Origin of the sequence: Aequorivita sp. KMM 9714, from assembly GCF_011065475.1 — a bacterium.
Lineage (GTDB): Bacteria > Bacteroidota > Bacteroidia > Flavobacteriales > Flavobacteriaceae > Aequorivita > Aequorivita sinensis.
Map to the genome: position 1 here is coordinate 189,652 of NZ_JAAGRO010000002.1, position 20,676 is coordinate 210,327.

The following is a 20,676-nucleotide window of genomic DNA, read 5'->3' on the forward strand; positions in this document are numbered from 1 at the left end:
TTGGAAGTTTTTTAAAATGAAATCAAAAATAAGAAGTTTATGTTCGTGGCAGATGTTTTTTACGAAGCTTTTTATAAAATCTGAAAATTATAAAAAACAAAAACACCACTAACACAAATGCTAAAATAGGTAAGAATATAGAAACCACCGCCATAACAACAGAAGTTCCTGTCTCCACAGTAGTTAAAACTGGGTTTGCTATTCCGCCTGTTGTTGTACTTGAAGTAAGTCTTACCGCAGAAGTATTTCCTTTTATGGCAGCTGCAGTTCCTCCTCCTGCAATAATTGCTAAAGCCCAAGTAATCACCGGACTCAAATCTGTAACTGTAGCAACCATTACCGCAGTACCAGCTAAAGTTGCAAGTGGCAAAGCTATTGTATCTAGTAAATTGTCTATCCAAGGGATATAGTAACCGAAAATCTCGAATAAGGTGGCAACGCCCATTGTTATAACTGCTGTAAGGCTTCCTGCCCATTCCCAACTCTCATTTAGAGTAATAATGTCAAAGTATCCAGCCAAACTTAATACTAATAACGGCAAGAAAACCCGAAACCCAACAGCTGCTGCAAGGCCGACCCCTAAAAAAGCACTTAATATAATTTCAAAAGTTTCCATTTTTAATAATATCTAAAGTTCTTGAAATCAAATCACAAACACTAAATTACAAACATCAAAAACTTAATATCTATTTCTGAATTATAATTTAAAACACTTCATCCTCAAAAAACTCATCCTTAAAGCCTATCAGATACAATTTATCCTGTGCTCTAGTAACTGCGGTGTATAGCCATCGTAAATACTCTTTATCAACACCATTAGGCAGGTATGGTTGTTCTACAAAAACCGTTTTCCACTGTCCACCTTGTGATTTATGACACGTGATAGCATAACTAAATTTCACTTGTAAGGCATTAAAGTACTTGTTTTTCTTTACAGCTAAAAATTTCTTGTATTTAGAGCTTTCATTTGCGTAATCCTTCATCACTTCTTGATAGAGCTTATTAGACTCATCATAGGTTAAGGAAGGAGATTCAGATGTTAGCGTGTCTAACAATAACACAGTTTCAATAGGTTTCATATTTGGATAATCAACCATTCGCATTTTTACTTCAGCGAAACGGAAACCGTATAATTCTTTAAAAGCGAAAATTTCTAATACTTCAACAATATCTCCATTAGCTATAAATCCAGCTTCACTAGTATTATCTACCCAAAAATAATTATTCTTCACCACCATTAGGTAGTCCCCTGCAGATAATTCGGAATCTTGAAATAAAATTCGTTCGCGAATACTTTGATTATAAAGGTTTGCACGTTTATTTGAACGTACAATTATTACTGTATCTTCATTTCCTAAGGCTGAATAACTATCATTAATAGCATCCATAATTTCCTGCCCGTCTATTGGGCGAATTACATCTGGGAAACTCTCACCAGAAAATTTAAATGCTTCGTAAAGTTCATCGTCTAGTCGTTCACGAATTTTTGTTGCATTTTCTAAAATACCACTATCCTTTTGTTGTCTTACAACCTCGTCTAGTTCTATCGAAATTACTTCTCTATCGTATTGCATCTCCAACACTCGTGCATCCAATGCTGGGCTTATAGAGAGGTGTACAGGAGGCAACTGGGCAGAATCACCAATTAACAATAGCTTACAGTTTGCTCCACTATAAACGTATTGCATTAAATCGTCTAGAAGAGAACCATTTTCAAAGAGTTTAGAATCCTGATTAATATCGGGAATCATTGAAGCTTCATCTACTATAAATATGGTATCGCGATGTTTGTTTTGTTGTAATGTAAAAGAAACGGAGCCTTTATTACTTTTAGGAAAGTATATTTTTTTGTGGATTGTAAACGCTTGTTTCTTGGAGTAATTACTAATAACCTTAGCAGCTCTTCCTGTTGGTGCTAAAAGTACCGCTCGCTTTTTAACCTTTGAAAGATTTTTTACTAATGCTCCTACTATGGTAGTTTTCCCTGTTCCTGCATATCCTTTGAGCAAAAATGTTTCATTTTTGTTCGTACTTAGCACGAATTTTGCCAACAATTGCAGCGCAATATCTTGTTTTGGAGTTGTATTGTGTGGAAAATCGCTTTTTAAAAAATTGTAATATTCTGATACATTCATTGTTCACTACTATCATTGAGAGTTTCAAAGATAGGTATGATTTTTTGGCAATATACTTTTACGAACAAAAAAAAATTGTAGATTTGCGATAGACCTTTAAATAAATCAACATTTAATATTATCAATAATGAAATCAGTAATTCAGATTGTTCTTTGGATTGTAATCGTGTTCCTTGGTTGGAAATTATGGAGCTCTATTATGGGACCTGTAGAATTTAATAAAATTAAAGAAGAGCGTTATGCCAAAGTAATTAAAAACTTGAAAGATATTCAGGCTGCCGAGCTTGCACACAAAGAAATTACTGGGAACTTTACAGGAGACTGGGACAGTTTGGTTAATTTTATTGATACTGCAAAATTTGCAATTACTCAACGTCGTGATACCAGTTATGCCGATGTTGCTAAAAACAAAGCTTTTGGTATTGAGTCAGGATACTTCATCGAGAAATCATTGATCGACACTTTAGGATTTATGCCTGTTAAAGATTCACTCTTTAAAAATTCAGATAGATACAAAACTATGATGAATGTACCTGTAGAAGGTGTAAACGCAAAGTTTGATCTTAAATCTGGAACTATCGTTAAAAACGACGCATCATACTCAGTGTTTGAAGCTAAAGTTTCTAAAGATGTAATTTTAGGCGACTTAGATAAAGACCTTTTAATTCAGGAAAAACAAACACAATCCGTAGATGGTGTAAATGGTCCTGATATTAAAGTAGGATCATTAGAAGATGTTAATACTTCTGGAAACTGGCCGAAAATTTACGATGCTGGAACAGACAGATAACATACAAGACAATTTACAATATAGACTGTCCGTTCAAGTTTCTTTGAACGGGCTTTCTTTTTTGGTTACAAATCCCAAAAATGAGGATACTGTTTTCTTTATTGAAAAAACATTAGACTACAGTACCACTCCAGAAGAATTGTTAATGGATATTGAATCCATTATGTCACAAAATAACATTTTAAATTCTTCATTTTCCGAAGTTACGGTGGTTTACTCCACTCCTATCTACAGTCTTGTTCCTGCGCCTATTTTTGATGAAACAAAAGCTAGTGAATACCTGAAATTTAATTCAAAGATTCTAGCGAACGATTACATGGCTCACGATGTAATTGAAAAACACGACATTGTGGTGGTATATGTTCCGTTTATGAACATCAACAACTATTTTTTTGAAAAGTACGGGAGTTTCAATTACTACCACGCTACTTCAATTATGTTGAAGGCAATTTTAGAAAAGGAAAAGTATTCCCTTCCAAAAATGTTTCTACATTTTCAAAAAAACAATTTCGACTGTATTGTTTTAAAAGATGGTCAGCTTCAACTTTGCAACAGTTATAATTATAGAACTCCAGAAGACTTTATTTACTACACTCTATTCTGCATGGAGCAATTAAAGTTAAATCCTGATACCATACCAGTAACACTTTTAGGTGAAATTGATAAGGAGGATGACAATTATAAAATTGCTTATACCTACATTCGAAACATCGACTTTGCCAAAACGGAAGCACCAAAAATTAATTTAGATTCAGAGATTAATACACACCGTCACTTTATCTTACAAAACACCTTATAATGCGCATAATTTCAGGAACTCATAAAGGAAGAAGATTAACCGCTCCCAAAAACCTTCCCGTTCGTCCTACAACGGATTTTGCTAAGGAGGCACTTTTTAATATTCTTAGAGTTCGTTATTATTTTGATGAACTAAACGTGTTAGATTTATTTGCAGGAACTGGTAATATCAGTTTTGAGTTTGCATCGCGTGCAGTGCCTAATATTACCTCTGTAGATGCACATCAAGGGTGTATTCAATATATAAACAAAGTATCTGAAGAATTTGAGTTTCCTATAAATGCTATTAAATCTGATGTTGCTAAGTATTTAGAATCGGCATCAGGGAAGTTTGATGTGATTTTTGCAGATCCACCTTACGACTTTGAGGTTTCAGATTTAGAAAATATAGTGAAAGCTGTTTTCGAAAAGAATCTCTTAGCTGAAGAAGGAGTTTTAATCATTGAACATTCAAAAATGAATGATCTTTCTAAAGAAAATAACTTTACTGAAGCTAGAAAATACGGTGGCAATGTATTTAGTTTCTTTAGCTAGATTACTTTCTATTTTTATCAATACTTAATTGCTACTGCCCTCTAAAGAAAATCACCGTACTCAAGGTTTTTACAAGCGTAGCTATATCTAGAAACAAACCTTTGTGTTTAATATAATAAAGGTCGTATTGAAGTTTTTCTAATGCATCTTTATCAGAAGAACCATACCTTGCATTAACTTGTGCCCATCCAGTAATTCCCGGTTTTACAACGTGTCTTACTTCATAAAAAGGGATACATTCTTGTAATTTTTCTACAAAAACAGGACGTTCCGGTCGAGGACCTATAATCGCCATGTCGCCTTTAATTACATTAATAAATTGTGGGATTTCATCAATTCGTGAACGTCGTAAAAACCTTCCAAAACGGGTAACCCGACTATCTTTAGCTTTGGCAAACTGTGCACCTTCACTTTCGGCATTAATTACCATACTTCTAAATTTATAAATCTCGAAGTGTTCCCCATTTTTCCCTACTCGAGTTTGTGTATAAAATAATGGGCCGGGATTCGCTAGAAGATTTCCAATTAATATAAAAGGCAATATTACAAGAGCACAAAGCAATCCTAAAATTGAAAACAATAACTCTAAAATCCTACTAAAAAAGAGATACAATTTGTTCTGATTACTACGGCTAAATGGAAAATATCTATAAAAATCCCTATCAACATACTGCACTGGAATTCTTTGAGTAAGCTCTTCATAAACTTGGTTATAATCCCTAATCGGCACACTACTTTTTAGTAAAGAAATAAGTTGATTGTTAAGTGCTACTGAAATTCCATAAGACAACGGAGTAGCCACAACTATTTCTGAATAGTTCTTGTTCAGTTTTGAAGGTCTTAAATCTTCGAGTTTATAGGCATCAATCTGCAAGTGATCTAAATTAATTTTGTTCGATTCATCTGTGTTGTAATATCCTATCACTCTATAATTTGGATCAGATTTGTGAAGAGATTGAACAATCGCATCTATATCCTTGGCGTGTGCAATTAGGATTACATTTTTATTAAATCTCGGAGAGGTTATTAGAGCTATGTACGCATATCTCCAAAGAAGTAAGGCTATATTAATCGCCAAAAAGAAATATACTATTTGCAAGCGATTATTGGGAAGCATTGGAGTGTAAAACGGTGTAAGCAAATAGAACAACACCGTAATTGAAGTTGTCAATAACACATTCTTAACAACAACATCTAGTTTACTCGCCTTCTGCAGATTATAGAGTTCGAAAATAGTTGCAAAGACTGTTAGATAAATAGCTAGAACTATAGACCAAATCCAATTATCACTTGAAACTTTAAAGTAATCGAATTCAAAAATAAAACCAACTAAGTACAGTCCAGATATTACAAATACAACATCAAGAATACGCAGTAGTATTTTTCTTTCAGAAATTACAAAATGAATATTATTCTTAGACATTAATGATTGGTATTGTTGGTAATTTAAGTCCTTTTGAAAGCTTCAAAATAGAGTATAAACGTATCATTTTACGCATTCCATCATTTTCACAATTATAGTTAATAATTATCAATTATTACTAGTAAAACTATAGCATTTCATACTGAATCTAGCGTTTTTGATTAAAAACATCACTATTTACAATCTTAAAACAGAGTTCCATTTATGTTTAATAACCTGCCAATCAAGCGCTTCAATTTTTGTTCGAGCATTGTTGCTTAATGTATTTGCTAAGACTGGATTTTCCCTTAGTTTATTTATAGCATTTACAAAAGCAGCAGGATTATTGGGAGGAATTAAAATCCCATCTATTTCGTGATCAATTAAAAAGGATAGCCCACCAACATTGGTAGAAATAACAGGTAGCCCTAGAGCCATAGCTTCCATTACGCTAACTGGCATATTATCAAAGTTGGTTGTATTAATAAAAATGTCATAGTCTTTGGAAAGTGCTATCCACTCTTTCTTTTTTAGCATTCCTGTAAAAGTTATTGGCAGGTTTAGCTCAGCCGCTACTTTTTTACATCGTGCTAAAGAACCGTCTTTGTCAGGCCCCACCATACGCAGAGATACTTCTACACCTTGTTTAAGTAATAATTCTACAACCTCCAATGCCAATAAAGGATTGTATATCTCAGAAAACGAACGTACCCAAAGTAGTTTTGCCGTTACTTTATTTCGCTGTAGAAATTTATAGTTTTCAATTTCAAGAGTATTTGGAATGTGGGTAAGATTATGGATTCCATAAGTTTTAAACTGCTCTGCTAAATACTGCGATGGTACTACATTGGTAAGTGCATTATTAAAAAGCTGTTTACTTAATCTTTTACTGTTTTGTAGTCTATTTGGTAGGTTTCCACCGTGTAAAATAGGGATATACGGAATCTTTAAAAACCTACATAGACCTCCTATAATTACAGCGTAATAAAAATTTTGAGTACTATAAGTGTCGATTAATGCTAAGTCTATAGTTTTTCGATAACGAATAGTTTTGGAAACCATATCCAACAATCTCGAAACTTTATTTAGTTTTGAAGATGATGCATAAACCTCATAACCTTCCTCTTGAAATTTTACAGACAATAGATCAATCGCAGTAGGAGGCTTACCATGAGCTGCTAATTTATTTCCTATGTAGAGCAGGTTTCTTTTTGGAATCATAATCAATATTCAATAAAGATAAAGCGTAAATGAATGCTGGTGCAGCAATACGCATAGAGGAGTGAGCAATTGTAAGCCCCCAGAAAATAAGAAAAGGATAAAAATAAATGTTTTTCCTACCATTTAATTTTGTGACTAATGGTGTAAATATTAACACCAATAATGCGAAAATTCCAAAAACACCATGTTCTGATAGCATACGGGAAATTTCGTTATGTGTTGCTATTGAAACACCTAGCTCATCTTCAAAATGTGATTTAACCCTACCTACTCCAACTCCCAAAAACGGGTTTTCTTTAAACGCTCCAATTTCAGCAACTAATAATTCAGCTCTTCCTGTGGTTATATCTGATTTCTCCCGTCCTAAAGCATCCTCATTTGCATATCGGTTTTCAATAAGTCCGCCGGTTTGAAATATAGCAAAAGCCCATATCGATAGTGCAGCGGCTATTAAAAAAAGCATTTTTAAACTTATTTTTGCTTTGTACTTTAAATTTGTAGAAAAATATAAAATTATAACAAAAGCAATAGACATAGCTACCCCTGCAATAACCCCTCCTCTCGAAAAAGTTAATAAAGCCCTATACCCCATCAAAACCAAAAAAAACATCATAACCCCTTGTACTAATGTGTTTTTATAAGGGATTAAAAGTCGTGTAAGTAAGATAAACACTCCTAAACCTAAAATAGTTGCAACTTGATTAGGTCCATAACCTCCAGATACAGCAGAGTTTGAAGCAGTATTAGTTATAACTTCACGTATATCAGGGGAATACAAAATAATATAAGTAGTCATACTAATCATAGGATATATCATATAGTCTAACACCTTTAAAAGCTGATCAATTCTTATTGTTCTTCCAAAAATGAAAACTGAAGCGATAGCTAAACAAATTGGTCCGCTGAGATTAAATAAAACAGACTTTCTGAAATTAACATCATAAGAAATGATATCATAAGAAACTAAAATAGCAGGTATAAGAAGTAATAAATAAATAAGGAATGGGTAGGAATTTCTCTTAAAGCCTAAAAAAAACATCCCTAAAAGGGAAAACCATATTACAGAATATTTTCCTACTTCATAGAAGAAATATGCCTTTGTCATTCTTAAAAAAACTTCCGCACCTGTAAAATAAGCACACGCTAATAATACGTTGAATGCTTTATTTTTTTTCTGAATAATCTGCCAAGTAAAATACCCAAAAATGAAAACCAAATATATAAGCATTGCATTTCGATTAATCGATGCAATAACTCCTATACCTACGTGAAGGAGTATAGCGCTTAAAGGTTTAATATTTTCAAACAGTCTGATCTTGATGATAAAAGTATTTTAGGGAGTTGACTCTTTTAAAATTTCTGTTTTAATTCTATGGCGATAATTCTCAAAGGTAAAATCTTTAGCAACTTTATAAGCTTTTGAAGCTTTTACTTTTAATACATTCTCTTCAATTTTTAAAATATCCAAGACTAATTCTCTTAATGCTTCAGCTGTACAAGGATCTACTACAAATCCGTTTGATGAATTAACATATTGCGTAATACTTGATACCGAAGAAACTATTGGCAAACATCCAAAATTCATTGCTTCTGCTATAACTTTAGGAAAACCTTCGGAAGCAGTACTTGGTAGCATTAAAAAATGAGATTTCTTATAAATTTCAAAAACTTGAGCACGGTCTAAAAACCCGTGAAATACAGCAGGTAGTTGCAGCTCTTCGCATTGCTTTTTATACACATTCATTTTTTCGCCATTTCCAATAAAATGAATCGTGCTTACATTCTCCTTATTTTCCAAACTTCCAAATGCATCAATAATACGTTGTACCCCTTTTGCATCTTCCAACCTCCCAACAAAACAAAATGTATATGGAGGTTTAAACACCTTTGCATTGGTAATTTGCAATCCAATCACGCGTTCTTCTCCTGTGAGACAAGGGTTCTCAAAAGTTATACAATGGCTTTCCTGCTGGGGCCATCTTCCGTTGATAGTAACTTTTCTATGTTGTTTTTTCAACATCCACCGTTGTAATGCATAACCAAAGGGTGGATTTTCCTGATTCCAATTCCCAGCATATTTATACCAGCCCTTTTTTTTACTGAAAAGTGATAAATACGGTATCAAAAAAACACCTATTCCTGTAGGAGTACGTAACTGAAATACATCAACTTGTTGTAACACCTTGTTTACAGAATTTATTACTGAAGGAACATTAGCTATAATCTTAAGCTTCTCTCCTATTCCTTTTCCGCCAAGAGGCTTCATGGGAATGAATTTAATTTTAGAAGAAGTATAAGGCAAAGAACTGGGGGGTGGCATTTCAGGGTGTAAATAAGCTAGATGATAAATTTCATCAAAGCCCTGAGCCAAATGATTTAATTCACTAATCGTTGGCCCCCATCCCACAATAGTTCCATCAGGTAATTTGTAATGTTCAGTATGCGAGATTATAGCGAGTTTCAATAGTTCTTTTTTCTTAGTTCTTGTTTCTAGTTTCTAGTCTCTAAAATGTATTATTAACCTTATAATTCTTTCAAAATTGTAAGATATTTTTTAATTACTTTTTCCCAAGTATAGTTTTGCGACCAGCTTTTCGCGCCTTGAGAATATAAATCATAGTTATTTAGAATTTCTTCCAGAGCATCAGCCAGCTGATTAATATTTTTATTATTAATTAATTTACCTGAAATTCCATTATTTATAGCGTCTTCTATACCACAGCCAAAAGATCCGATTGCAGGAACGCCAAGGGCGTTAGCTTCAAGGATTGCTATACCAAAGCCTTCAGCATCGCCTGTCTTAGTGGTTTCGCTTAACATTATAAAGACATCTGCTTCTTGCAGGAGTTCAATTTTTTCTGTTTCAGAAACTTTTCCGAAGAAAACCACTGAATCTTCTACTTTTAAGTTCAGCGCTAGTTTTTCTAGTTTTTGCTTTTCTGTAGGAATCCCAACAATATGGTATTTTAAATCGGGGTATTTTTTTAAAAGCAAAGGCATAGCATTAATGATATTGTGCTGACCTTTTCGCTTGGTAACATTACCAACCGTAATTAACACTGGTACGGGTTTAGTGTATGATTGAAGAATTGTAGGTGATTTTAATTCAAATCCGTTAGGGATAACAACGATATTGTCTAATCTAAGGTGAGCAACTAAGGACTTTGTATAATTACTTACTGCTACTATTTTATCAAATCTTTTTAGAGATAGTTCTGTAAGTTTTCGAAGGAAAATATTCGGAAGTTTAAGTTCACTACCGTGAATAATCGCTACAAAGTTTTTATTAAAAAATAAAGAAAGTAAGGCTCCTAACCATAAAGAAAACTTACCTGAACATACAATCAATTCACTATTCTTAGCTAGTGCAATTGCTGCTTTTACACGAGCTATATAACTAAGGAAAATTAGATCCTTTCTTGGAATACGTTTAACTTTAAAAGGAAGGGTTTTATCGTATTCGTTTTCAGATTCTGTGTTTTTAGAGCGATAATCACAAAGCAAGTTTACCTCATAGCCATTCCCTTGTAATCCCTTAGCTAAATTTAAAGCGTGATTACCAATCCCCCCCGGTTGAGGCGGAAATTCGGAAGTTAATATGAGGGTTTTTGTCATTAATTTTAAAAATAGTTTTTCTTAAGCAAATTTCAAGCACAAAACTATAAAAGTAGCAATGTCAGTTACATTTCCAATATTCAAATTCTATATTAAGGACCTACAACCATACTGCATCTAGAGTCTAGAGTCTAGAGTCTAGATTCTAGATTCTCAAGTCTAACATCTCACCTCTCACCTCTCACCTCTCACATCTAACCTCTCAATCATCTCCCCATCTCTAAGTTTCTTCGATGCCAATCGCCAGGATATTATTACTTGAATTATTATAAACGGTAATAGAAATACAGAAATTAACGCACCCAGAATTAGCATTTTTTTGTTTTTCTTATAGCGGTATGGAATTATTGATAGCGGTACACTTTTAAAAAGTGCCAATACAGCTCTTTTGCGACCAAAGTATTTTCTGAAAAAATATAATACACTAGGGATAGGACGTGGTGCAAATAGTTTTTTGGGACGAAAAGCATCCCAACTTCCCATTTGTCTTAATCCTCCAGTAGCAGCTTTTACATCAATACAAGAAGCATAAGGATTTGAAACACTTTTATAACCGTTTAGGTAGGCTCTTAATCCAAACTCACCATCGCCCATACGTTGCTTTTCAAATTGACGATCAAACAATCCTATTTTTTCAAAAACAGATTTATAAAGCATTGCGTTCCCTGTAGCAAATTGTGAGGCTACGGCAAAAAATGATCGTTCTTTGGGAACAGAACTTCCTTCTGGGTAAAAAACTCCTGCAGATATATCTGCCTTAAAAAAGTCCAAACATCGCAAATGATTTTCAAGCCAATCAGGCTCTATTCTAACATCATCTTCTGAAAGGGCGATAATTGTCCCTTTGCTTTTCTTAATTGCTGAATTCCTAGCCAACCAAAGTGCAGGTTCAGATTGTTGTATGTGACGTATATTTAAGTTAAAGCCTTTGCAGAAATCCTCTTGAAACGGTTTCGACTGATCTATTATTAATATTTCAAAATGCTTATAGGTCTGTTGTTCAAAGTCCTTAAGAACGTCTTTTAAGTATTCATAGCGGTTTAAGGTGGGTATTACTACACTCACTAAAGGCTTATTAGATACTAATTTAGAATCAAAGGAAAACCAATTTTTATAAACTATAGGTTGCTTTAGATAATTACTTCTTACTGTATTATAAGACTTTTTAAAAGCTGTAATTTCATTAATCGGATTATTAAAAGAAAACAACCGAATCAGCAGCACGTAAAAAGCCCAAGCGGGGTGAAAAAATTTGCGGATAAATCGGTATTCATCTTCTAAAGGCAACTTTTTAAACGACGTGTAGGTTTCTGCTGTACCAATATATCCTTTGTTTATGGCCTGCCAGCTAAGATCGTAAGCTCTTGCTTGCTCACTTTTATAGCCAAAATCAGGGGATAACTTATCGAGAATTTCACTAGGTAGTTTCTCTGGAAGTGGAAAAACAGAGCTACCGTCCTTTTTGCCAAGTTGGAGGTAATGGGTAGGTTGGAGGTATTTAAGTAATAGAAAAAGCATTATTCTTTAGTGGATTTATTATTGAAAAATGAATCAATAAAAACTTCTGTAAAAAGCTTAGCACCTTTTTTATTCACATGACTAGGATCACTAAACAATCTCTTATCATTTATTACATTCGACAAATTATAATACTTCGGAAGATGGTTAGATATTATTTCAAAATTACCTTCAGGTCTATATATTGGTGAAGTAAAATAAATAACTTCAATGTTAATTGCATTACAAATTTTGTTGATTTCTAAAAAATGAGAGTTTGGCGTATCTACTAATGAAAACTTATAGGGCTCATCTTTTTTTAATGTACCGGTAGATTCTGTATATCCCTTAGACTCTGAGTAGTCTAGACCTTTATTTAAAATACTTAACAAAACATTTCGATATCCTAACCGAGAGTCAAACATTAAGTATCTATAAAAAGGTAAATATTTAAAAAGTTGATATTCTTTTCCATAGGGCTTAAAATTCTCATAAACCTCATCTTCAACCATATAAGGAATCCAACTCAGTTGCCCTGTCTTATCTGGTTTTTCTGTGTTGTACGAATGATCTACTTGTATAAATATCCTTTCTGTATAATTATGTTTTAAATATTCTTTAATAGCGACTTTTATTTCCAAAGGACCAGATGCTTGAATAGCTAAATTTAGCCCTCTTTTCCCTGTTTTTTCATGAATAATATTCGGAATCACATAATTATTTGCTCTAGAGGACCCAAAAACAATATAGTCTAAGTTTTCGTTTTTGAGGTCATGTATCCACATTACTTTATTCCTATAGGCTCCATTTTGATACACCCAACTATACAAAGAATCCAACAAGTACATAGAGCCAACTAAAATAGAGGCCAAAACAATTATGTATTTTATAAATTTTCTCATTAAAATTGAAAGTATATAAAGTCTTGAGCTATAGAAAAACTTCCAAAAACTAATATCATTATAATTACGACACCAACCTTAATATAGCTTGGTTTAGCTGAACATAATGGAAATTCACTATTTCTTGAAAACCACTCTATCCCCAATAAAATTAAGATTAACGGTAAAAGTTCAAAAGAGAACCTCTCTAATCTTAGCATTTCGATACTAAAATCACCTTTAAAAATTCCCTCAATATATTCAAATGCAGTTTTTATAGAAGTGGCCCTGAAAAACACCCACCCAAATAAGGCAATACAATAAGTTAAAAATAGAGAAGTTATTTCTCTAAACGTCGGAAAAACACTATTAGCAGCAATTGTATCCGTATTAACTCTATTCTTATTTGAAAGTAATAAAGGAATAAAAAACAATGCATTTATCGCTCCCCATACTATAAAGGTCCAATTGGCTCCATGCCAAAATCCGCTGACTATAAAAACTATAAAAACATTCCTAATTTGTTTAGTTCGTGTAACTCTACTTCCACCTAATGGAATATATACGTAATCGCGAAACCATGTAGTTAATGAAATATGCCATCTTCGCCAAAACTCAGCTATATCTCTAGAAAAGTACGGATACCTGAAATTAACCATTAATTTAAAGTTAAATAAACGTGCTGTTCCTATAGCAATATCTGAGTAGCCTGAAAAATCACAATATATCTGAAAGGAAAAATAAATAACACCCAAAATTAGAGTCGCACTTGAAAAACTAGTGTGATTTGCAAAAATTTCATTCGCGAATTGAGCACAGTTATCTGCAATAACTATCTTTTTAAATAGCCCCCATATAATTTGTTTAACACCAATGATCGCTTCATCTTTATTAAATTCTCTTTTCTTAAAAAACTGAGGTAAAAGATTGGTAGCTCTTTCAATAGGACCTGCTACTAGTTGAGGGAAAAAAGCAACAAAAGCAGCAAACCCTATAAAATCTCTAGTTGGCTCTAGTTTTTGCCTATAAATATCGATTGTATAACTAAGTGTTTGAAATGTATAAAATGATATCCCTACAGGTAAGATTATTGAGAGCGAATTAGGTTGAATTGTTCCACCAAAAAATGTAAAAGCTGTAGTAAAATTGTCAATGAAGAAATTGTAGTATTTGAAAAAACCTAATAAACCCAAATTCACTAACAAACTGAGAAAAAGAAGCAATTTCCTACTCTTCAGATTACTTGTTTTATCCATTTGAAGCCCAATTGAATAATCTACAATCGAGCTAAATAATAATAGTGATAAAAATCGCCAATCCCACCATCCATAAAAAACATAACTAGCCACCAAAATAAGTATATTTTGGTATTTGAGCTTTTTATTAAATACAAACCAATATAATATAAATACTATTGGTAAAAACAACGCAAAATCAATAGAATTAAATAGCATCTAATTTCTCAAACTAATTATATTATTATCGATTAATGATTTGTAGAAACCTTTTAAAGTCAATTTACTTTTCCATAAATTTCTATTGTCTTTCTGTAGCTTTATAAAATCGTCTTCAGTTAATGCCTCATGAAATTGTTTTACCTTTTGCGCTACTTTGTGTCTATCATTATACTCTACCCACACGACATGTTTTTTCCACGAAATGGTATTATCTAGGGGTAAAGAGCAGTCTGTATTTATAAATACAGGAATTCGCCCCATGGCCAAAGCTTCATAAAACCGAATGGAAAAATTTCCTGCACCTCTTACACAAACTATATAGGGAGAGTTTTTAAGATTATCATAAAATTCTAAAGTGGTGGAATGAAAGTCTTTATTTTTGGTAACTCCAGCTCGATATTTATTTCTTAAAATAAAGTTTGTTGTAACTGCATCCGAATTTTGTAAAACATTCAAAACCGATGCTCTTAAATAAGAGGTGGAAAGAATTTGCTGAGGCTCATTCTTAGATATTCTAAAGTGATATTTCAAGTTTCTAAGTGTAGTTTTCACAATCTCTTTTACTGCATTTAAACGCGACAAATTTGCTTGACCACAAAAACCGACAACAGCTTTCATCTCATACGGTCTAAGATAAACTTTTTTAGTATCGTAGTATTTTTTTAAAGGATCTTCAATAAACGGTGGAATTGTATACTCATTAACCTTAAACTTACTTTTATAACCTCCAGAACGTAGTAAAACTAAATTATTAAAACTGGGAACTTTAACTCCAAAATCCCCAACAGTTACAGCAACAACCTTCTTGTTAAATATCGCACAGTTTTTGACAAAATCAACTGCAAGATTTTCCTTATTTGTTTTTAGATAATAGTTCCACGCCATAGTCAGAATTACTAAATCCGCCTCTTCCAATTTATCAGTGAACTCAAAATCTTTTTCTGAAACCCCATAGACTTGTATTCGCTGAGCATCGGTAAAATCATCTCCTTTAATAAATGGTTTTAATAAGGGGAATAACTGTCCTCTTGAAGATTTATCATAATGAGATTTTGGGTAGTATAATTTCAATTTAGATTTTCTTAAATTATAATGTTTGATTTTTTTTCAACCACAAAGGACTCCAAGTACACAGAGAAGTTCTTTTAGACGCTCTGTGGCAAATCTCCGCTATTTGTGGTTACCTCATAAAACTCCAAAAACTCTCTTTGCTGTTTTTGCACATTAAACTCTTCTCTCACTCGATTCACAGCATTTTGAGTTATTTTTGATTTCTCATGATCTGCCATTAAAAGTACTTTCTTAATTTGTTCTGCCAAAAGATAAGGCGAATATTTAGGCACTACCCACCCCGTTTTACCATGCAAAACATTTTCCGTCAACCCCTCTGCATTACTAACAATACATAATTTCCCCATGGCCTGGGCTTCTAACACAGCATTGCAAAACCCTTCTTGAATACTGTATTGAAGATAAATACTAGCTTCTTCCAATTCCTGCTTCACCTCAGCATGTGGCAACTTCCCTAAAAACTGAACTCGATCTTTAAGCCCAAGCTGATAGGCTGCATAAGCTATGCGTTCATATTCTTTTCCTTCACCAATTATCTTGTAAGTAAAGTCAACTCCTTCTTCTTTAAGTATAGCTAAAGCTTCTAAAGTAGCCACCAATCCTTTTTTCCAGTGAAGACGCCCAGTTGTCATAAAAACTGGAACATCGAGTTTATGCTCATCCTCTTTAGAGGTTTTAAACACATTAACATCGATAGCAGGTGTGATTTTTTCTACGGGTACATTTTTAGAGAGCCCGTATTTTAAAGCAAGATTTAGAAGATCATCGGAAATAGAGTGTACCTTATCTACATACTTCCATAGAAGCATATAGCAATTAGGATATTTAATTGGAAATACAGCAATATCAAACCCACGAAGACTTACCGCCATTTTTGCACCTATTGCCTTAGCCACTGTTTCGCTACCTAAGGCCATTGTAGCAAACCCAAAGTGCAACCAATCTAATTTTGCTTTAAGCAAGTGAGCGTTGAGATATAGTTTCTTAAAGACTTGTGCCCATCCCGTTCCTTCAGCTCGCTCTAGTTTCACATAGCGTAATACCGTTGATATGTATGGCATAAGCAATACAAACTCTTTTATAAAGAACAATAGTTGCAGGAATGGATTCTTACTTACCCTCGGGCTAACTATAACGGGACAAAGTGTAAATTCATCGTTTATAACCTGACAAAACAAGTTCACTTCTACTCCATTCTCCTGAAGCCCTAGAATTTTGGACCGGAAGAAAGTTTCTGAGTAACCAGGGGGTTGAGAAAGTACAATTCCAATTCGCATGACTAAGCTTGAATTCGTGGGTATAAATTACAGTTAAAAATATCTAGCAAATTATTTATTTCATCTAGTTCTTCTACAGTAAACTTTAAGGTATTTTTTCCTTTATTTATAATTGCGCTTTTGGGATGTGTTTTAGATGAAGGACGCTGATACTCTTTTTCTATATTAGGTAAAGGTTCTATATTAAATTCATCACATATCTCAAGAAACAGATCTAAGTCATTACGTAAATCTTCATGTTTGACGATACGATGTTTATATTGATATGGCTCCAATATTTGTAAGGGCAATATATTCTCAAGACACCATCGCACCGTAAGTATTTCCAAAGGAGTAAAAGCTTTAGTATCTTCAATAAGGTCGAATTTAAAATTTTCTTTTACCACTTGAACTAAATCTTTTTGTTGCTTGAAGCGCTCTAAATTATATAGCCATGGAAACTTAACTCGTTGTTGTGAAGCGAGGACATCGTAGGGATTCCTAATGATATGTATAAGGGGCACCTTAAAGTTTTCATTTAAGTATTTAGCCGAAAGATTAGCTCGTACAAATTTGATAATGTACTTTTTAGGAATAAAGGGCCACAAGTGCATTTTGTATTTCCTATTACTTATCTGCCCTATCCAATCACTATCTACTTGGTTGTTTAATACTCTTTTTAAATAACGATTAGCGTCAACAGAACTTGCTTCAGTTTGAAGCCATTTATCGCAAATTAACTTTCCTTTCTTAGTATTAAACTCATGCTCTGGTTCAAAAAGCATTCTATAACGGAACTGCCTAGCGATTACTTCACTTAACCAACTAGTCCCACTTCTAGCTGAACCAACTATAATAATATGTTTATTGAACCTACTCACTATTACTTTGTATTTTTTAAATATACTTTTTCATAAGATGATATTTCATTCTGTACTGAAAAATTTGCATTTATATTTTTCATTCCTTCTATAGAAAGTCTTTTCATTTCTTCTTTATTGGTAGCCACCCTCTTAAGATTATCTACCAAGCTATTAGGATTATCTAAATCGAATATATACCCACCACCTTTTGATAGAATGTATCTTGCACCACCTCCAGAGTCTGAAGATAACACTGGCAATCCACAAGCTAATGCTTCTAATATAGACACAGGTAACCCTTCTTGATAGGAAGCCAACACAAACAAATCCATCTCTCTATAAACTTGAGGTATTGTCACATTTTCTAAAAATCCATGAAAATGAACCCTCTCCTTTATATTGTTCAATTCTATAAAATCGTCTAGTTTTTTTCTGTATTCTTTATCTTCCTTACCATATAAATGCAATATTATATTATGAGGTAAATTTTTCAGTGCTTTTATTATAAATAGCTGATTCTTATTATCTCCAATATTTCCGACACAAACAACATTAAATGTAGTATGTTCAATTGGTTCTAAAGGCTTAAACACTTTTGTATCAACCCCATGTGGAATAAAGGAAATTTTATGCCTTAAAAGCATTGATTTAAAAAATCGAGTTTTCATTTCAGGGTTATCATACGCTATATGGCTAGACAACAAACTTTTCAACATCCAACGCTTAGACCAAGCGTTATTCTTTTTAGTATATAGATATTTAACTCCTGCTAATCTACATGCAAGAGCTTCTATATAATTAGATTTATAGTCCCAAGAGTGTAGTACATCAATTTTATAATCTTTTAAGATTTTCCGGAATTTTAATATATCAGATGATTTTTTTCCTGTCCAAGTAAATTGTATCCATTCGTTATCTAAAATATCAGTCGGAATTGCTTCTGGAAATTTTTCAATGCATATATAAGGATCAAAAATATCTCTATCAATATTTCTCAATAAAGACAACAAGACATACTGACTTCCAGCCGTTTTAAAATTTGGAATCGTATATAGAATCTTGATTTTTGACATTTTGTTTATTAACTATCTGTAATTTTCTATTGTGTATGTGTGTTTCTCGCAGAGACCGCAGAGGACAACGCAGAGGCCGCAGAGTTTTAAATACTCTCAGCGTACTCCGTGCGTCTCACCCCACTTCATAATTCGCACTTCCAACTTCGTACTTCCAACTTCGTACTTCCAACTTCACACTTCCAACTTCGTACTTCCACCTTCGTACTTCCAACTTCAAACTTCTAACTTCGTACTTCATTCTTATACCAAACCGCCAATGTAAGCAACATACTCAGTGGATGCGAATATTTAACCCGATCATCTGTGCTAAACTTATTGTAGAAGCGCGTAATCAACTCTTTTGGTAGGAAGGGATGTAAGTTTTTGTCAAAGAGATGCCCTTGAAGCTTTTCATCATTTTCCATTCCCAAAAACTGTAGCTCCCAGTTACGCTGAATTAAAGGTTTTCCCATCTTTGCATTAACAACACGCTTTGCTTTATCTACAATGCGATACGGTAAATTATGTGGAACCTTGTTTTTATGATAATCGTAGAGGTTATACGGCCTTTGAGCTTGCCAAGTAATCTTCGCCACTTCAGGACTTTGGTTTTTTAAATAGGCGATCTGTATTTTTCTATCGGCTAAGTACTCTTCTGGTATACCACAGATAAATTCCGCCATCCTATTGTCGTAATAAGGAGCTTCAATAGGATTTGTGGCTTCAAAAATAGCAAATCCCAGATTAGTCCATCGCACTGCGCGAGTACTACTATAATACGCACGCGCTTTGGCGCCTATATCGTCTATTTTAAGTCCTTTCCAAATTTCCTTGGTGCGTTGCCTTAGATATTCCATAAACTCTCCTTCCAACTCCCATTCTTTCCATAGAGCTTCGGCCAACTCTTGCCCACCTTTTACTATAATCTTCTTTAATATCCATTCTTCAGCGTCCTCTTCCGCTAGATCTTTAGGAGCAACAGCATCAAAAAGCACATCGCCCCAATGCCCTAAAGTAAATACGCCATCCATTTTTCTAAACTCATCAATTACCGCCATTTGTCGGGGATGGGTAAATTCAGTGCCGTACTTTAACAGCTTGGCTAATTCATCAACATTATCCCACAGATAACCATTAGGAATGGTCATATCTCGGTACTCATATCCTAATTCTTTAGCGATTTTACTGGAAATCCCGCCTTCTTTATAGCCGTTGTGAAACGAATAGCTATAGGAAATCACGGGGTTGTTTAGTTTGGAGTAGGCAACCGCCTGCGTCCTGCTGTCCAATCCTCCAGAGAGAGGAAGCAATACGGTTCTATCCCCTGCTTGTTCTTTGCAGATGGTGTGGAATAGCACTGTGAATTCTGAAACTGCTTGGTCAAAGGAAATATCCCGAGGCTTGTAATACCATTCAAACCACGGCTTGCTATCTACCCAATATCCTTCATCGTCGATGGTGTTAATCGTTCCCGGAGGAAGTACTTTTTCATCTTTCCAATAGGTGTCTGTGCCCAGGAAGTAACTAGTGGCTGCAAATATGCAAATGGCTTTTTTATCCAGTTCATGTGGCGCACGGACTTTTACGTGTTGAGGATGGGTAGGAAGTATTGAGGTTTTGATAGTTTTCATTGAGGTTTTGGCTTTTAGGGTTCACGCAAAGAACGCGGAGGACACGCAGAGAACGCAGAGAGTTTTCGAATCATTCCTTAAAGTTATTAACCAATCGATGAAGACCATCCTTTAAATATTTGGAATTAAAGTTAATCAGCAACCCTACTGGTTTATTATATAGTTTCAAATAAGTAATCAGTTGAGAATAATGAACAGGAGCTAAAATCTCTACCGATTTAACTTCGATAATGACAGTTTTTTCAACCAACAAATCCAATCGATAACCTGTATCAAACGCAAAATTTTTATATTTTAAAGGCACTCCAACTTGTGATTCTACCTCGAGTCCAGCTTCCCTAAGATCCATTTCGAGACATTTTTCATATACATTTTCTAATAATCCCGGCCCCAGCGCAGAATGTAGTTTGAAAGCCGTATCGATTATCTTTCCTGTAATGGCATTAATTTCCATATCAATTCAAATTGAA

20 protein-coding genes are annotated in these 20,676 nt (G+C 33.8%); 3 read left to right on the plus strand and 17 right to left on the minus strand.

Annotated elements, in window-relative coordinates; all coding sequences use genetic code 11:
* Nucleotides 1-37: 37 nt before the first annotated feature.
* Both G3A46_RS07070 and G3A46_RS07075 read right to left on the minus strand, forming a co-directional pair.
* Complete coding sequence (locus G3A46_RS07070) at nucleotides 38-616, minus strand: DUF4126 domain-containing protein (RefSeq protein ID WP_139854784.1); 579 nt, start codon at nucleotides 614-616, stop codon at nucleotides 38-40.
* A gap of 88 nt (nucleotides 617-704) precedes the next feature.
* The gene (locus G3A46_RS07075; RefSeq protein WP_139854785.1) at nucleotides 705-2,135 is read right to left on the minus strand and encodes an AAA family ATPase; all 1,431 of its coding nucleotides are present in this window, start codon (nucleotides 2,133-2,135) and stop codon (nucleotides 705-707) included.
* Nucleotides 2,136-2,262: 127 nt separating this feature from the next.
* Here G3A46_RS07075 and G3A46_RS07080 point away from each other — a divergent pair, with 127 nt between their 5' ends.
* From G3A46_RS07080 to G3A46_RS07090, 3 genes are read left to right on the plus strand one after another with little or no spacing between them, the layout of a single operon-like run.
* Nucleotides 2,263-2,925: a hypothetical protein gene (locus G3A46_RS07080; RefSeq protein ID WP_165148087.1), complete on the plus strand. Its 663-nt coding sequence runs from the start codon at nucleotides 2,263-2,265 to the stop codon at nucleotides 2,923-2,925.
* Complete coding sequence (locus G3A46_RS07085) at nucleotides 2,906-3,724, plus strand: DUF3822 family protein (protein ID WP_165148090.1); 819 nt, start codon at nucleotides 2,906-2,908, stop codon at nucleotides 3,722-3,724. Before G3A46_RS07080 ends, G3A46_RS07085 begins: the two co-directional genes overlap by 20 nt.
* Nucleotides 3,724-4,257: an RsmD family RNA methyltransferase gene (locus G3A46_RS07090; RefSeq protein ID WP_165148093.1), complete on the plus strand. Its 534-nt coding sequence runs from the start codon at nucleotides 3,724-3,726 to the stop codon at nucleotides 4,255-4,257. The genes G3A46_RS07085 and G3A46_RS07090 overlap by 1 nt, the downstream gene beginning before the upstream one ends.
* Before the next feature lie 31 nt (nucleotides 4,258-4,288).
* Here the strand turns inward: G3A46_RS07090 and G3A46_RS07095 are convergent, their stop codons facing one another.
* From G3A46_RS07095 to G3A46_RS07160, 15 genes are all read right to left on the minus strand, one after another.
* Entirely contained in the window at nucleotides 4,289-5,680 is a 1,392-nt protein-coding gene (locus G3A46_RS07095; RefSeq protein WP_165148096.1) for a sugar transferase, read from the minus strand.
* Between the two features lie 177 nt (nucleotides 5,681-5,857).
* Nucleotides 5,858-6,880 (minus strand): glycosyltransferase family 4 protein, encoded by a 1,023-nt coding sequence (locus tag G3A46_RS07100; RefSeq protein WP_165148099.1) that lies wholly within the window; start codon nucleotides 6,878-6,880, stop codon nucleotides 5,858-5,860.
* On the minus strand, nucleotides 6,843-8,108 hold the full coding sequence (locus G3A46_RS07105) for an O-antigen ligase family protein (protein ID WP_165148102.1): 1,266 nt from the start codon (nucleotides 8,106-8,108) through the stop codon (nucleotides 6,843-6,845). Before G3A46_RS07105 ends, G3A46_RS07100 begins: the two co-directional genes overlap by 38 nt.
* Before the next feature lie 105 nt (nucleotides 8,109-8,213).
* On the minus strand, nucleotides 8,214-9,344 hold the full coding sequence (locus G3A46_RS07110; protein ID WP_165148105.1) for a glycosyltransferase: 1,131 nt from the start codon (nucleotides 9,342-9,344) through the stop codon (nucleotides 8,214-8,216).
* A gap of 59 nt (nucleotides 9,345-9,403) precedes the next feature.
* On the minus strand, nucleotides 9,404-10,495 hold the full coding sequence (locus tag G3A46_RS07115; RefSeq protein WP_165148108.1) for a glycosyltransferase family 4 protein: 1,092 nt from the start codon (nucleotides 10,493-10,495) through the stop codon (nucleotides 9,404-9,406).
* A 174-nt stretch (nucleotides 10,496-10,669) separates the two neighbouring features.
* Nucleotides 10,670-12,013 carry a glycosyltransferase family 2 protein gene (locus G3A46_RS07120; protein WP_165148111.1) on the minus strand — a complete coding sequence of 448 codons (1,344 nt, stop codon included), beginning with the start codon at nucleotides 12,011-12,013 and terminating at the stop codon, nucleotides 10,670-10,672.
* Complete coding sequence (locus G3A46_RS07125; RefSeq protein WP_165148113.1) at nucleotides 12,013-12,894, minus strand: hypothetical protein; 882 nt, start codon at nucleotides 12,892-12,894, stop codon at nucleotides 12,013-12,015. The genes G3A46_RS07120 and G3A46_RS07125 overlap by 1 nt, the downstream gene beginning before the upstream one ends.
* Nucleotides 12,894-14,327 carry an MBOAT family protein gene (locus G3A46_RS07130; RefSeq protein WP_165148115.1) on the minus strand — a complete coding sequence of 478 codons (1,434 nt, stop codon included), beginning with the start codon at nucleotides 14,325-14,327 and terminating at the stop codon, nucleotides 12,894-12,896. Before G3A46_RS07130 ends, G3A46_RS07125 begins: the two co-directional genes overlap by 1 nt.
* Nucleotides 14,328-15,401: an exostosin family protein gene (locus tag G3A46_RS07135; RefSeq protein WP_165148117.1), complete on the minus strand. Its 1,074-nt coding sequence runs from the start codon at nucleotides 15,399-15,401 to the stop codon at nucleotides 14,328-14,330.
* Nucleotides 15,402-15,475: 74 nt separating this feature from the next.
* The gene (locus G3A46_RS07140) at nucleotides 15,476-16,678 is read right to left on the minus strand and encodes a glycosyltransferase family 4 protein (protein ID WP_165148119.1); all 1,203 of its coding nucleotides are present in this window, start codon (nucleotides 16,676-16,678) and stop codon (nucleotides 15,476-15,478) included.
* Between the two features lie 2 nt (nucleotides 16,679-16,680).
* The gene (locus tag G3A46_RS07145) at nucleotides 16,681-17,538 is read right to left on the minus strand and encodes a sulfotransferase domain-containing protein (RefSeq protein WP_165148121.1); all 858 of its coding nucleotides are present in this window, start codon (nucleotides 17,536-17,538) and stop codon (nucleotides 16,681-16,683) included.
* Between the two features lie 2 nt (nucleotides 17,539-17,540).
* Nucleotides 17,541-18,593 carry a glycosyltransferase family 4 protein gene (locus G3A46_RS07150; RefSeq protein ID WP_165148123.1) on the minus strand — a complete coding sequence of 351 codons (1,053 nt, stop codon included), beginning with the start codon at nucleotides 18,591-18,593 and terminating at the stop codon, nucleotides 17,541-17,543.
* Nucleotides 18,594-18,708: 115 nt separating this feature from the next.
* Entirely contained in the window at nucleotides 18,709-18,834 is a 126-nt protein-coding gene (locus G3A46_RS14475) for a hypothetical protein (RefSeq protein ID WP_277875386.1), read from the minus strand.
* Nucleotides 18,818-20,206 carry an asparagine synthase-related protein gene (locus G3A46_RS07155; RefSeq protein ID WP_165148125.1) on the minus strand — a complete coding sequence of 463 codons (1,389 nt, stop codon included), beginning with the start codon at nucleotides 20,204-20,206 and terminating at the stop codon, nucleotides 18,818-18,820. The genes G3A46_RS14475 and G3A46_RS07155 overlap by 17 nt, the downstream gene beginning before the upstream one ends.
* 70 nt (nucleotides 20,207-20,276) lie before the next feature.
* Nucleotides 20,277-20,660, minus strand: a complete 384-nt coding sequence (locus tag G3A46_RS07160) for a GxxExxY protein (RefSeq protein WP_139854802.1) — start codon at nucleotides 20,658-20,660, stop codon at nucleotides 20,277-20,279.
* Between the last annotated feature and the right edge of the window lie 16 nt (nucleotides 20,661-20,676).